Annotated in this window: 13 protein-coding genes; 3 read left to right on the forward strand and 10 right to left on the reverse strand. The window is 60.7% G+C overall.

All coding sequences use genetic code 11. The features are described 5' to 3' along the window. The 6 genes from VL003_RS01725 to VL003_RS01750 form a co-directional block, all read right to left on the reverse strand. On the reverse strand, positions 1 to 264 hold a 264-nt coding region (locus VL003_RS01725; protein WP_325438954.1), incomplete at its 3' end, for a hypothetical protein. Next, positions 251 to 1,024 (reverse strand): ABC transporter permease, encoded by a 774-nt coding sequence (locus VL003_RS01730; protein WP_325438956.1) that lies wholly within the window; start codon positions 1,022 to 1,024, stop codon positions 251 to 253. The genes VL003_RS01730 and VL003_RS01725, both read right to left, overlap by 14 nt. Further along, a complete protein-coding gene (locus VL003_RS01735) occupies positions 1,024 to 2,013 on the reverse strand; it encodes an ABC transporter substrate-binding protein (protein ID WP_325438958.1) in 990 nt (329 codons plus the stop codon). The genes VL003_RS01730 and VL003_RS01735 overlap by 1 nt, the downstream gene beginning before the upstream one ends. A gap of 14 nt (positions 2,014 to 2,027) precedes the next feature. Next, a complete protein-coding gene (locus VL003_RS01740; protein ID WP_325438960.1) occupies positions 2,028 to 2,771 on the reverse strand; it encodes an ABC transporter ATP-binding protein in 744 nt (247 codons plus the stop codon). Further along, a complete protein-coding gene (locus tag VL003_RS01745; RefSeq protein WP_325438962.1) occupies positions 2,771 to 3,817 on the reverse strand; it encodes a 2,5-dihydroxypyridine 5,6-dioxygenase NicX family protein in 1,047 nt (348 codons plus the stop codon). The genes VL003_RS01740 and VL003_RS01745 overlap by 1 nt, the downstream gene beginning before the upstream one ends. Then, complete coding sequence (locus tag VL003_RS01750; protein ID WP_325438964.1) at positions 3,811 to 4,656, reverse strand: alpha/beta hydrolase; 846 nt, start codon at positions 4,654 to 4,656, stop codon at positions 3,811 to 3,813. Before VL003_RS01750 ends, VL003_RS01745 begins: the two co-directional genes overlap by 7 nt. Before the next feature lie 140 nt (positions 4,657 to 4,796). Here VL003_RS01750 and VL003_RS01755 point away from each other — a divergent pair, with 140 nt between their 5' ends. After that, on the forward strand, positions 4,797 to 5,666 hold the full coding sequence (locus VL003_RS01755) for an NAD(P)-dependent oxidoreductase (protein ID WP_325438966.1): 870 nt from the start codon (positions 4,797 to 4,799) through the stop codon (positions 5,664 to 5,666). Here VL003_RS01755 and VL003_RS01760 read toward each other — a convergent pair. The 4 genes from VL003_RS01760 to VL003_RS01775 form a co-directional block, all read right to left on the reverse strand. Further along, positions 5,645 to 6,322 carry a helix-turn-helix transcriptional regulator gene (locus VL003_RS01760; protein ID WP_325438968.1) on the reverse strand — a complete coding sequence of 226 codons (678 nt, stop codon included), beginning with the start codon at positions 6,320 to 6,322 and terminating at the stop codon, positions 5,645 to 5,647. The two genes, VL003_RS01755 and VL003_RS01760, sit on opposite strands and share 22 nt — an antisense overlap. Before the next feature lie 134 nt (positions 6,323 to 6,456). Continuing rightward, entirely contained in the window at positions 6,457 to 7,638 is a 1,182-nt protein-coding gene (locus VL003_RS01765) for an FAD-dependent oxidoreductase (RefSeq protein ID WP_325438970.1), read from the reverse strand. Next, positions 7,635 to 8,633 carry an aromatic ring-hydroxylating dioxygenase subunit alpha gene (locus tag VL003_RS01770; protein ID WP_325438972.1) on the reverse strand — a complete coding sequence of 333 codons (999 nt, stop codon included), beginning with the start codon at positions 8,631 to 8,633 and terminating at the stop codon, positions 7,635 to 7,637. The genes VL003_RS01765 and VL003_RS01770 overlap by 4 nt, the downstream gene beginning before the upstream one ends. A 47-nt stretch (positions 8,634 to 8,680) precedes the next feature. Then, a complete protein-coding gene (locus VL003_RS01775; protein WP_325438974.1) occupies positions 8,681 to 9,376 on the reverse strand; it encodes a TetR/AcrR family transcriptional regulator in 696 nt (231 codons plus the stop codon). Between the two features lie 191 nt (positions 9,377 to 9,567). On the opposite strand from VL003_RS01775, the gene VL003_RS01780 reads away from it, so the two are divergent. Further along, entirely contained in the window at positions 9,568 to 10,569 is a 1,002-nt protein-coding gene (locus tag VL003_RS01780) for an ABC transporter substrate-binding protein (RefSeq protein WP_325438976.1), read from the forward strand. Between the two features lie 101 nt (positions 10,570 to 10,670). After that, a partial coding sequence (ppc, locus tag VL003_RS01785; RefSeq protein ID WP_325438978.1) for a phosphoenolpyruvate carboxylase occupies positions 10,671 to 13,240 on the forward strand: 2,570 nt, incomplete at its 3' end.

A 13,240-nucleotide genomic window follows, 5' to 3' on the forward strand; every position in this document is an offset into this window, starting at 1 on the left:
GGCCAGTGAGGGGTCGAACAGCACTTCGAGCATGCGCCGGCCGATGGCAAGGGGGTCGGGCACCAGTACGTCGCCCATTGAACGGCTGGCCAGCCACCAGGCAAGCAACACGATCACCACCATGCTGTTGCCGATAAGCTGGCCCATGAAGGCGGGGGTGCCGGCATGGTTCTCTTTGGGCTTGAGGCTGTCTGGAAGCGGCGAGCCGTTCAACGTAGCATGCGTCGTGCGCGACGAGGCGGAGGTGCGCTCAGGTGTATGCATAGGTCTTGCTGATGCGCTGTTGCAGCGGATCAAAAAGCAGGCGGTCTATTAGTTGGAATAGCACCACCATCATCAGCGCAACCGCGAATATCAGTGGTGTGTTGACCTCTTGGCTGGCCAGGTTGACCAAGTAGCCCAGGCCCGAGTTGCCGCCGAACAATTCGGTAATAAGCACCACCTGGCACGCCATGCCGAACGTGATGCGCAGGGTGGCAAATAAATAGGGCACAAGCAGCGGCAGCATCACCAGGCGCACTTGCCGGACGCGGCTGCGGCTGAACGAATGCGCCATTTCAATCTGCTCTTCGGGCAGCGATTCGTAGCCGGCGCGCAGGTTGACCAGGACGAACGGCAGCAAGATGGCGGTCATGGCAATAAGCACGGTGGGCAGACCGATGCCCAGCCAGACCACGGCCAGTATGGTCCAGCCGATGCTTGAAAAAGAATTGGCGAACGGAGATAAGCGGTGGTGTATGGCCACTTTGAGTACGGGCACAAAGTGCGCCAAAGTGGCCAGCAGCCCCCCCAGAACCAGAGCCGCAGCCATGGATACGACAATGTGCCCCAGGGTGGCAACCGTATGCCGTGCGTGGCTCCAGTCGGAGATGAACAAAAAGATATTGTTCAGCACCGCCAGGGGCCGTGGCACGAGGTACGGCGGGTAGACCATGCTGAGCATGATCCATAACGCCAGCACGCCTGCCCCGAAGCAAAGGGTGGCAATGCGGCCGGCGCGAAGCGTGGAATTGGCCAGACGCATTACTGGGCAGGCGCATCGGCCCAGAAGTATTTCTGGTTATCGGGGGCCTGCTTGAGCACGCCGCGCTCATACGCCAGGTCCCACAGCTTGATGATGGCTTTTTTGTCGTCGTTGCTGAGTACATTGGGCGACTCGGCGTAGCCGCTGGACAAGGCCTTGAAAAAATCCGGGTCGATGTTCTGTTCTTTGGCAACGGCGGCATACACCTGGTCGGGATGGGCGTTTAGATATTCGGCCGACTCCTTCATCAGGCGTGCCAGTTCCTTCATGGCCTGCGGGCGCTCAGCGATTTTTTCGGGATAACTGACATTGATGGAAGGAATCATGCGCAAGCCCCACAGTTGGTACATGTCGAGCGCCGGCGTGGCCACCGCGCGATAGTTGCCCGATTGGGCGACGCGGTAGTTCTGGCTGAGTATGGTGGTGGCGGCGTCCACCTGTCCTGCGGCCAGGGCGGCCTCAATCTGCGGAACCGGCATTTCGACGAACACGTAATCGCCCCCCAACGGGTTCATATTGACGTTATGACGCTCTTCGGTGGCAAAGCGCAACAGGTTGAAGCCCGAAGAACCCAGCGAGGGGACGGCGATTTTCTTGCCTTTCAGGTCGGCCATGTTTTGATACGGGCTGTCCTTCTTGACCCAGATGTTGTGGCCTTCGCCTTTGGCGTTATAACGGTTGGCGGTCGAAAGGATGACCAGAGGCAGGCCGCGGTCGGCCGAGCGCTGCACGTTGATGACGTCGGCTTGAATGGCGTCGTACTGTTTGGTGGTGGTGGCCTGGATCAGGGCTGGAATCGACAGGGCGGTGGTTTTGACTTCAACCGTGTCCGAGCTGACCTTGCCGTTTTTAAGGGCCCAAAGGGCGGCCTCGTACATGGGGTCCATTTGGTAGGCGTAGGTAACGGTTTCTTTCGCGTGCGCGGCGCCTGCGCCCAACAATGAGCACACGGCGGTCAGGGCCATCAAGAATTTGGCATACGGTTTCATGTGTCTCTTCCTTGTTATTGAGTTAATAATTGTTCGAGTCGTTTGCGCAAGGCCTGCATGGCCGGGTCGGCAAGCGCTCGGGGGCGGGGCTGGTCGATGTCAAGGGTTTCAAGGATACGGGTGGGTTTGGGGCCGAGCACTGAAATGCGGTCGGCCAGGGTCAGAGCATCGTCAATGTCGTGGGTAACGAATACAACGGTCTTTTGGTACTGGCGCCACAGCTGTTCGAGCTCGTTGCGCAAGTGCTCGCGGGTTTTAAGGTCAAGGGCCGAAAAAGGCTCGTCCATCAGGATAATGGGTGGGTCGAGCAAGAACGCGCGGGCAATGGCGACACGCTGACGCTCGCCGCCCGACAGCATGGATGGCAGCTTGTGCATGTCGTGCTCCAGGCCCAGCCGCGTAAGCAGTTCGGCGGCGCGAGCCCGGTATTTTTTTGACGAACCGCCAAATCGCAGTTGGCCCGCCAGCGTTACGTTGTCCAAAGCACTGCGCCAGCCGACCAGACGCGGCGATTGAAACACAAAAGCGATTTGCTGCCAGGTGTCTTGGGCAGGCTGCCCGTTGACCCGCAAGCTGCCGCTCGAGGGTTCCAGCAAACCTGCAATGAGGCGAAGCAGCGTTGATTTGCCGCAGCCTGAAGGCCCGAGCAGAAAGAAAAACCGGGACTCGGGTATGGCCAGAGTAAGCGACTCGTAAATACTTTGGCCGGCCAACGTCAGGCCGACACGGTCTACCTCGATGCACGGATGCGCGGCCATTACAGCAGGCCTTCGGTAAGCTTGCCCGCATCGACCACCAGGCGGTCGTCCAGCCGCACCGAGCAATGCCGCATGGGGTAGTCAAAATGGCAATCAGTGAAGCGTCCGGCCGTTTCGTTGGCTCCCGTCGAAAACAAGAAGTTGCCCGCAAAGGCGCGCAGCTCGGTGCCGTTGGTGTCGCGCTTGTCGTACATGGTCAGGGAGTCCCAGCGGGCGGCCGGTGCCATGCCCCAGCCTACATGGCTCACCGCGTATGCCTCGGGGTCGTTCCAGCTTTCGTAATAGCTGCGCATCAGCTGGGCATCGGTGCCCTCGCCTTCGATGCTCACCACATAGTCGTTTTCAACGTGCAGGGTGATGCGGGTTTCAAGATAACGCTTGAAGGTCAGGTTGACGTCTCCAGGAGCCAGCACCAGGGTGCCATTAACGCTGCCCGGGCGCGGAAAGCAAAGGCACAGGCCCGCGGGCCAGTAGCCGAAAGAACCGGGCTTGTCGGCGATGCCCGCGCTTCCGCGGCCCGGTGTGCCGGTAAGGTCGACCGTGAGCCGGGTGCCGGCAGCCGATGTGACCTCCATGCGCGAGGCGTCCGTGATCATCTGTGCGCCCGCCAGGCATTTTTTTTGCAACTCGCTCGATGGCTTGAGCCGTTCGAGAATTTCGGGGTGCTCGTTACTGATCATGAAAATACGCGCGCCCTGCGAAAGTATGCCGGTGCGTTCGGGCGCATGAAGCAGGCCTTCGACCGTACAGTCGATGACGACATTGCACGAAGCCAAGGTTCGAACCACTTGCTCCAGGCCGCCGATTGCAAGCGAAGTGCCGGTCGAGCGAAGCGGTATCGGGCTGTTCAGACGCGGCGTGGGCATGCGTACGTGGAACACACGTGCACCCATTTGTATAAGCGCCAGTTCGGCAAGCTCAACCAGCACCGGGCGCGATTGGGTTTCGGACAAAATGGCAACCACTTCGCCGGGTGCGATTTTGCAAAGGCCGAACACCTCGACGAAATCGGCGATCCATTTTCCTTCGGTTCGTTCGATCAGCATGGGTCAATCTCCTTTGGCGCAAATTCTCGCTTAAGACGCGCATACCAGGGGTCGTCGGGCCGCTGCAGCGAAAGATGGGTGTCAAAATGCCCCGCAGCGGGAACCACCGCGTGCGTCACTGAGCAACCCTCTTTTTGCAGTGCGTCCACCATGGCTTGCGAGGTCGTGCGGATGCGGGGGAAGTCATTTTCGCCCCAAATAATGTGAAAAGGTATGGTGTTTCCCCGGACGAAACGAAGCGGGCTGGCTTCGGCATCTTGCGCCGGGTCGGCTAGTACCAGTTTATACACGCGTTCTTCGCCGCTGCCCGGCGCGGGCTCGCTGGTGTGCAGGTCGTAGCGGCTGCTGACGGGGAAGCAGGCATGTATCCAGGGGAAGTCGCCCCGCAGTGTTGCCAGGGCCGCCAGATGGCCGCCGGCAGAGTGCCCTGCCACGACAATACGGCGGCTATCGTAGCCCCGCTGTTGTACGAGTTCGTAAATGGCCGCCAGTGCCGCGCAGGTATCTTCGAAGGCGGCCGGCCAACGGTGCTGGGGTGCGAGCCGGTACGTAACGGCCACCAGCACCGCAGGCATGCTTAGTACGGTCGGGGCCATGAAGCGCAGCCATTCGAGCCCGCCGTGGGTCCAGGCGCCCCCGTGCAAAAACACCAGCACGGGCGCGCCATTTGTCTGTTCGGGCTCGTAGACCTCGAATTGCTGGCCGGGCAGCGAGCCATAGGCGGCGCGAACCGCGGGCTGGGCCGGGGTGGCCCGGCTCAGCGCCTCGACATGGTCGGCATAGGCCTGAGCGTCGGGCGTGGACATGGGAGCAGTGGGTGCAGACTTGAATGCATTCATGCTTGTGAGTCTATCCAGACTGGAACACATGCCGCTACTATTCTTAAGGATAGGGTTTTGACCATGGACGCAGCGCTTGGGCCAATGTTAAGTTTGCGGGATAAGGGAACCGGCGGGCCGTTTCGGGCGAACGCCGGCATATGGAGCGTGGCGCGATGCAAAAAATCGGATTCGTGGGTCTGGGCAGAATGGGCATGGCCATGGCGGGGCGGCTGGGTGCCGCCGGCATGGCCGTTACGGCGTGGAATCGTTCGCCCAAAGAGTTTCCCCCCGGGGTTGAGCGCGCGTCGTCGCTGCAAGAGCTGGTGCAGCGCAGCGACGTCGTGCTCTCGATGCTGATCGACGACGACGCAACGCTGCAGGTGCACGCGCAAATGCTGGCGGGCGGGCACGCGCGAGGCAAGACGTTTGTCGAAATGGGCACTGTGCGACTCGACACGGTGCGCGCATTGGCGGGTATGGCTCACGAGGCAGGCGCGCAGTTTCTTGAAGCGCCGGTGGTGGGTACGGTGGGGCCCGCGCTTCAGGGTAAATTGCTGACCCTGGTGGCCGGCGATAAACACCTTGCCGACTCGTTGCAGATGGTCTGGCAGGCCTACTCGCGCCGGGTGGTTTATTGCGGCGAAACAGGCCGCGGCATGGCCATGAAGCACTGCGTCAACAACCTGCTTAGCGTTTATTTTGCCGGGTTGGCCGAAGCGCTTGGCGCGGGTTCGGCCGCCGGCCTGTCGCTTGAGCAGATGCTGGATGTCATTTTGGATACGCCGGCCGCCCTGCCTGCCCTGGCGCCAAAAGCGGGAGTAATCAAGGGCGAAGTGTCGCCTGTGGCTTTCAGTGTGGCGGGGGCGGTAAAGGACCTGGGCGTGATTACCCGCAGCGGCACTGAAAACGGCATGCCCATGCGCGTAACCCAAGAGGCCATGCGCGTGTTCAGCGACGCCGCGCAGGCCGGTCAGGCCGACCAGGATCTGGCCGTGGTGGCCAGGCATTACATCAGGCCGGAGCGGTAGGCCGACACAATGGCCTCGGTCCGGCTGGTTACGCCCAGCTTGCGAAAGATCGATTTGACGTGCAGTTTGACGGTGGCCAGCGAAAGCTCGAGCCGGCGGGCAATGGTCTTGTCGGGCATGGCTTCCAGCAGGCAATGCATGACCTGGGTTTCGCGCTCGGTAAGTTTCGCCCACGGAAACGGGTTGGGGCGCAACTGGCTTAAGCATGCTTTTTCTAGCACAGGCCGAAAGGCGTGCAAGGTTTGCAGGGTGTCGGCCGAAAACTCGCCCTGAGCGGCACTGCGGCCCAGACGAAGGCCGGCGATGATCTGGTGGTTGGTATTGCGCAGCAGGATCTCGACCTTGTGCGCCACGCCTATTGGCTGCATGAACTCGCGTACGTAGCGCGCGTGGACGTCGGTGTTGTGATGCAGGTCGGCGGTGGTAAGAATGGATAGGCCACTGTCTGAAAAGTGCCTGGGGTGGAACGGGTCGTAGCGGCGGTAGGTATCGCCGTAGGGTTTGATCCAGCGGGTTTCGCCGCCCAACACGACATGTGCGGCCGGCTCGAGATCGGGGCCGACCTCGTAGAAGCAGCCGCGCGCGATAGGCACCAGGGCGCCGGCTACCTGCAGAATGTTTTGCTTGAAATCGGGGGCCAACTGATTAGTAAACATGACGGATGCACCAAATTACACGCGAAGCGCCTGGATATCGTAGGTGGTTTCCGGGCGGCGTCCTATTGGCGTTATCGCTAACAACACGGCCGGTTGGCCGTTGACGTGTCGGGTGGCTAGGTCGTTGTACTTGCTCAGTTGGCGTTTGGCGCTTGCCGCAAAGCAGCCAGCTTGGCATAGAAGCCGTCAACATGCGCTTGCGAGTTTTGCTGCATGGCGGCATTTCGGGCCTTGCAGCTTTCGGGGTCTTCGACAGCGCCGGCTTCGCCCACTGCGCGTGAGGCGTCTTGAACAAACTTGCATTCGGGGTAGCGGCGCTCGCCGAAGCGGCGCAGCATTTCGGGCACGTTGGGTGCGTCTTGTTCCAGTGTGCGCCCCAGTTCTACAGCGTCGGCAACGGCCATGGCGCCGCCTTGGCCCATGAACGGCGTAGAGGCGTGCGCGGCGTCGCCGATAAGCAGGGTGCGCCCCTGATGCCAGGGCAGCGGAGCGGCCACTTCTTCAACCACGGTGTAAAGCACTTCGGTCTGGTCAGACACCTGGTCCAGAAACTGACGTACCGGCCCGGTAAATTCCGAGAATTTGTCGCGCATGACTTGCGGCCAAGTTTCGCGCGGGTACCAGTGCTTTTCGGGTTCGGGAACGGTGCCGAAAATATAAAGTTTGTCGTCGCTGATGGGCATGATGCCCAAGCGCTTGCCCACCCCCATCATCATTATTTTTACATCCAGGTCGGCAGGCCGGTCGTGTACGCTGCGCCACACGCCGAAGCCGGTGTTGCGCGGTTCAATGGCCGGAAACAGCCGCTGGCGCACGCTGGAACGGATGCCGTCGGCGCCGATGACCAGGTCGTAGCGGCTGGTGTGGCCGTTGGACAGGCTTGCGCGCGCAGGCTCGTGGGCGGCACCGGGCTCAAGCTCGCTAACCGTAGTGCCCAGCAATATGTCAACGCCCAGCGAGCTTAGCCTGGCTGCCAGAATGCGGTGGATTTCGGCACGCTTGATGCCAAGGATCGGCGGCACCTTGCCGCCGATCGAGGGGTAAAAGACATCAACAATAGGCTGGCCCAGATGGTCCAGATAAATATTCTTGCCGTCGTTGATGCCAAAGCCCGCAGCAAGGATGTCTTCGAGCACACCCACCTCGCGCAGCGAGGCCAGCCCATTGCTGTATACGAAGATGCCCGAGCTTTGAAAGCGCCACTCGGTTTGTTGCTCGACCAGGGTTACGGCAACGCCGCGGCTGGCCAGCATAATGGCTGCCGAGCATCCGGCAATGCCGGCACCGACGATAAGGGCGTTCTTGATCTGGGTCATGCTTGGGCCTCGGCGGCCTCAAGGCGCGCCAGAATTTTGTGTGCTGCGGTGACGGCCTTGTCTGCCTTCAGGGCCATGTCGGGGGCGCCGCCCGTCCATTGTTTCATGGCTTGTTGGGCCTCGGCAATCTCCACGTCTTCGCTGTGAACGATGCGGGCGCCGTCGTCCAGCTTGCGGGTCAGCGCTTCGTCGTCGATGCGGAAGTTACGCGCCATGGCAATGAAGTAATGGTGCGAGGTCTCGGTTTCGGGCGTAATGAAGTGGTCGGCACGCAGGTCGACCTGGGCTTCTTCGTTTTCATTGCGGGCCAGCACATTGATGAAACAGGGCGGACGCCATTCTGCCAGCTGGGTGCGGTCAATGGGCTCTTTCAGTTCGCGCCACGCTTTGTGCGCGGGGGCCTGAATAGTGTTCTTGAACACGCGCCGGGTGCTGACGTAAGCATCTTCAACCGTCACCTGCAAAGGGTCGCCTTCCAGCCGCTTGGAGTCGAAGCCGATGGAGTCGGCGTGCAAAAAGGCCACGTGAGACAGGTCGAGCAGGTTGTCGTTCATTAACACATGGGCGCTCTTGACATGAAAGTACTGCGCAATGTCGCTGTTCCAGGCGCTGTCTTCGCGCCAGGGCAGTTCGGGCAGCTGGGCGGCATCGGCCAGTTCGGGGTCGCCCGGCCAGATCCAGACCAGGCCGTAACGTTCGACGCAGGGGTAGCTTTTAATGTGCGAGCGGGGCGGAATGACGTCTTGCGAGGGAATATGTACACAGCGGCCCTGGGCGTTGAATTCCATGCCGTGATAGCGGCAGCGCAGCACGCTGCCTTTGACCGTACCCATCGAAAGCGGCGCCTGACGGTGGGGGCAGACGTTGCGCAAAATAGCGGCCGTGCCGTCTTCTTCACGAAACACCACCACCGGCTCGTTGCAAATGACGCGGCCCAGGGGCGTCTCGCCCGCTTCGCCGCTGGTGCAGGCGACATACCAATAATTTTTAAGCATGCGGTTTACCCCAAGCAATTAATTCACGATAGAGCGAATTATTGCGGTCAGGGCAAGGCTTTGTCAATATCGGGCGTGGGGCCGGCGGGGTCGGACAAGATGCCGTGCAGAACCAGATCCGTAATGAAATCAATGTATCGCGACTTAAGGTCGTTCATATCGGCGGTTTCACCGAAAAGCTCGTGCAGCAAAGGTTCGGCGGCGCCAAAGAACTCGGTCAGACCAATGATGGCGACGTGCAAAAACCGTGGGTCGACGGGGCGTACGGTGCGCGCAGGCGCGTCGTGCAGCATCGACATGGTCAGGCGCATGCCCCGTGTGGTGATCCGGCCAAGCAGGTCTTCGCTTTCGCCGTCGGTGCCCCGGCCGTATATTTTGTCCAGCACCAGACGATGAAAATGCGGGTTGGTCTGTATCAGGTCGATCATGCTCTGCAGGCGGCCCTTCAGTTTTTCTTCAAGGGGCGCGCCGCTTTCCATAATAGACCGCGCCGACTCTTGCCCATGCTCGACCTGCTGGCGAACGACTTCGCGCAGAAGCTTGTCTTTGTTGCCGAAGTAATAGCGGATCAACGCCGGATGAACACCGGCGCGTGCCGCCACCCCCGCAAGTGTCAGGGATTCGGGCGATGACACGCGCAGCTCTTCGATGGCTGCGGTCAGTAGCGCTTCGCGTCCTACCGTGCCGTCAGCGTCTGGGCGGCCCTTGGCCCGAGTGATCTTCTTGTTGGCAGATGCGTTCATGGGTGGTTGGCTAGGGGTTTGTACGGATAAAGCCATATTGTCGGCGTTGCCGGATGGACTCGCAAATTCGAACTCCATATAATTCATCGACAAGCGAATTAAAAGGCAACGCCGCTGCGTAGTAAAGCATTACTTTGCAGAGGCGACAGCGCAGTTAAACAGTACGCCCCATGCAGCATGAAAGGAGACACATGAAAAGCATCACACAAGCACTCAGCGGTTTCGTTAAAGCAGCCGCCCTGGCCTCGGCCGTTGCGCTTTCGGTTGGCAGTGCACATGCCCAGGAAGCACCCGTTGAAATCACCTATCTGCTGCCGGCACCCGCCAATGCCATAGCGTTTGCGCCGTTAATGCTGGCGCAGCACAAAAATTATTATGCCGACGCCGGCCTCAAGGTGCGATTTGTATCGGTTAAAGGCGGCGCAGACGTGGGCAAGCAGCTAGGGGCCGGTAACGGCCAGCTTGGGGGGGCCTTGGGCGATACCCCGCTAATCCTGCGCCAAAACGGCATCCCGGTAAAAGGCGTGGCCCTCTTGGGCGGCAAGGCCTTGCATCAGTTGGCAACCCGCAGCGACGCCAATATTCAAACCCCCGCCGACCTCAAGGGCAAGACCCTTACCGTCATGTCATACCAAGACACGTCTTTCTTCGCAGCCCTGGCGGTATTGGCCAATGCAAACCTGACGCGCAGCGACGCCGACATTCAGGCAGCCGGCCCCAATGGCATCTGGCAGCTTGTCGCCAATGGCAATGCCGCCGGTCTGGTGGGTGCCCCCGAAATGGCCGCGGTTGCCGAAGAGGCCGGCGCCGATTTAAAGTGGGAATCCACCGGCGCTTACTTCCCCGGCATGGCTCAGGCGGTGTTGGCATCTGAGGACATGATCGAAAAGAACCCCGAAGTCATTCGCCGATTTGTTGCCGCCACGCTTAAGTCGTTGGCCGAGGTTCGCGATGACCCCGAGGCCGCCGCCAAGGCCTATATCGAAGCAGTACCCGGCTATAAGGGTCGTGAGGCGCTTGTAAGCAAGGTGTTGGCTTACTACGCCCAAAACGTTTACCCCGGCCAGCAAGTGCTGGGCAAATTCGACCCGCAACGTGTGGCGGCCTTGCAAGAGTTTTACTTGCAGCAAGAAATCATCGCCAAAAAGCTGGACGTGAACGATGTCTTCACCAACGACTTCGTGCCGCAATAAGCTGTAATCTGCGTAAGCCGGAAAATTGGTTTTTGCTCTGAATTCGTTCCTGCTACAGTTTGGTCTGCGCACAAACCAAACTGATAAGCAGGGACAAATCCATGAGCCAGCCGCCGGCCACAGGGTCATTTTTCAAAGAGTCTGATCTACCGCCGCTGCGTGCTTACGTGCGGCTATTGGGCCGCGCACTGGGCGAGGTCATTAAAGAGTGCGAAGGCCGGCGTGCCTACGAGGTAATCGAGAAGCTGCGTCAGGTGGCCGTGCGGCTTCGGCGCGAGGGCAACGCCCACGACGGCCGGGCGCTTGAACGCCAGATTGCCCGGCTAACCGACGACCAGGCCACGCAGGCAGCGCGGGCGTTCGGGTACTTCTTGCACCTGTCCAATATCGCCGAAGACCGCGACCAGATTCAGCGCCGGCGGCGCCACGAGCTCGCCACCCATGCATCGGCTCGGGGCAGCTTGCAGCACACGCTCGACGTCTTGCGCGGCCGGGGTGTGGCCAAATCGCGCATACGACGCTACCTGGAAACCACCGCCATCGAGCCGGTGCTTACCGCCCACCCCACCGAGGTGCAGCGTAAAAGCACGCTTGACCTGCATCGGGCCATTGCCGAGCAGCTGGCCTTGTGCGACGAACCACTCACCGACACCGAGCGCGTGCGCGTGCAGCAACGGTTGACAGGCCTGGTGGCCACCTTGTGGCAGACGCGTATGCTGCGCAGCCAGAAGCTGACCGTGCTCGATGAAATCGACAATGCCCTGTCGTACTACCAAAGCACATTTCTGGACGCCATTCCACGCCTGTACCAAGAGTTTGCCGACCTGCTGCAACCGGCGCGCCGTTCGGTCTTCGACATTGAAAGCCGCATGTTGCCGCCATTCTTGCGCATGGGAAGCTGGATAGGCGGCGACCGCGACGGCAACCCGAATGTCGATGCGGCCGCGTTGGAGCAAGCCTTGCTCAAGCAGTGTGCGTGTGCGCTTGAACACTACCTGGCCGAAACCAAGGCACTGGGTACCGAGCTGTCGTTGTCGCAGATGCTGACCCGCCCCACCGCAGCGCTGCTTGAGCTGGCTGACCAAAGCGCCGACACGTCGGCGCATCGGCGCGACGAACCTTATCGACGCGCCTGCATTCATATTTATGCGCGCCTGGCCGCCACCAGTCATGCCTTGCTGGGCCGTTCAGTGGCCCTGTTTGCCACCTACGACGCACCCGCGTACGACAGCCCCGAAAGCCTGCTGGCCGACCTGGACACACTGGCGCAGTCCTTGCAAAATCACCACGGCGGCCTGATCGGCAGGTTGCGTCTGGACAGCCTGCGCCAGGCCGTGGTGGTGTTTGGATTTCATCTGGCCACACTCGATCTGCGCCAGAGCTCCGACGTCAACGAAAGCGTGATTGCCGAGCTGTTCAGTGCAGCCGGCGTGCAGCGCGACGGCAAGCTGGTCGATTACGCCAAGCTGGACGAAGCCCAGCGCGTGGCTTTGTTGCGCGACGAAATACGACGGCCGCGTCCGCTGGTTTCGCCATGGCTGCAGTATTCGGAGCAAACTGAAAAAGAACTGGCCATTTGGCGCATGGCGGCGCAATGCCGGCGTCTGTTCGGGCAGAGGTCTATCGGCCAGACCATTGTTTCGCACACTGAAACCCTTAGCGACCTGCTCGAAGTATTGCTGCTGCAACAAGAGACGGGCATTTGCGCCCCTCCGGGCCAGAAACGCACCGGCGGGGGCTTGATGGTGGTGCCGCTTTTTGAAACGATTCCCGACCTCGAGCGCGGCCCTGAAATCATGGATGCGTGGCTGAGCCTGCCCGAAGTTGCCGAACGCGTAAAGTGTGATCAAGACGGCGTGCAAGAGGTGATGCTGGGTTATTCCGACAGCAATAAAGACGGCGGTTATTTAACGTCCAACTGGACGCTTTACTGCGCCGAGCGACGTCTGGTTGATGTTTTCAGGCAGCACCGCACCCGCCTGCGTTTGTTTCATGGCCGGGGCGGCTCGGTGGGGCGGGGCGGCGGCTCGAGCTTTGACGCCATTGTTGCGCAGCCGCCGGGCACGGTAAATGGCCAGATACGCTTGACCGAGCAAGGCGAAGTCATTCAAGCCAAATATAAAGACGTCGAGGTCGGGTCCAGCCATTTAGAGCTGCTGGTCGCCGCCACGCTGGACGCCAGCCTGACCCCCGCACGTCCTTCCGCCCATGCCGAAGACGACCACATGGCGCGCTTCGGGGGGCCCATGCACTGCATATCCGAAGCCGCTCAGCAGGTGTACCGCAGTCTGGTGTACGAAACCCCCAGGTTCGCCGAGTACTTCTTTGCCTCCACCCCTATCCTGGAAATTGCCGGGCTCAATATCGGCTCTCGTCCTGCTTCCCGTAAACCCGGCCAGAAAATTGAAGACCTGCGCGCCATTCCGTGGGGGTTTTCATGGGCGCAATGCCGTTTGTTGCTTCCGGGCTGGTATGGGGTGGGCACAGCGCTGTCGCAGTTTATTGAGCACGGCTGTGAAGGCGCCCCTGCCAAGCAGGCCCAGCGTCTGGAGCTGCTTCGCGACATGGCGGGTGCCTGGCCGTTCTTCCGCACCCTGTTGTCCAATATGGAGCAGGTGCTGGCCAAAGTAGACATGAATATCGCGCGGCGCTATGCTGACCTGGTGCCCGA

Origin of the sequence: Pusillimonas sp. (assembly GCF_035515275.1) — a bacterium.
Lineage (GTDB): Bacteria > Pseudomonadota > Gammaproteobacteria > Burkholderiales > Burkholderiaceae_B > Pusillimonas.

Bases quoted from the DNA above. Each gene is read 5' to 3' on its own strand.
- VL003_RS01730 (WP_325438956.1), bottom strand. From the start codon at position 1,024: ATGCGTCTGGCCAATTCCACGCTTCGCGCCGGCCGCATTGCCACCCTT.
- VL003_RS01735 (WP_325438958.1), bottom strand. From the start codon at position 2,013: ATGAAACCGTATGCCAAATTCTTGATGGCCCTGACCGCCGTGTGCTCA.
- VL003_RS01740 (WP_325438960.1), bottom strand. From the start codon at position 2,771: ATGGCCGCGCATCCGTGCATCGAGGTAGACCGTGTCGGCCTGACGTTG.
- VL003_RS01745 (WP_325438962.1), bottom strand. From the start codon at position 3,817: ATGCTGATCGAACGAACCGAAGGAAAATGGATCGCCGATTTCGTCGAG.
- VL003_RS01750 (WP_325438964.1), bottom strand. From the start codon at position 4,656: ATGAATGCATTCAAGTCTGCACCCACTGCTCCCATGTCCACGCCCGAC.
- VL003_RS01755 (WP_325438966.1), top strand. From the start codon at position 4,797: ATGGAGCGTGGCGCGATGCAAAAAATCGGATTCGTGGGTCTGGGCAGA.
- VL003_RS01760 (WP_325438968.1), bottom strand. From the start codon at position 6,322: ATGTTTACTAATCAGTTGGCCCCCGATTTCAAGCAAAACATTCTGCAG.
- VL003_RS01765 (WP_325438970.1), bottom strand. From the start codon at position 7,638: ATGACCCAGATCAAGAACGCCCTTATCGTCGGTGCCGGCATTGCCGGA.
- VL003_RS01770 (WP_325438972.1), bottom strand. From the start codon at position 8,633: ATGCTTAAAAATTATTGGTATGTCGCCTGCACCAGCGGCGAAGCGGGC.
- VL003_RS01775 (WP_325438974.1), bottom strand. From the start codon at position 9,376: ATGAACGCATCTGCCAACAAGAAGATCACTCGGGCCAAGGGCCGCCCA.
- VL003_RS01780 (WP_325438976.1), top strand. From the start codon at position 9,568: ATGAAAAGCATCACACAAGCACTCAGCGGTTTCGTTAAAGCAGCCGCC.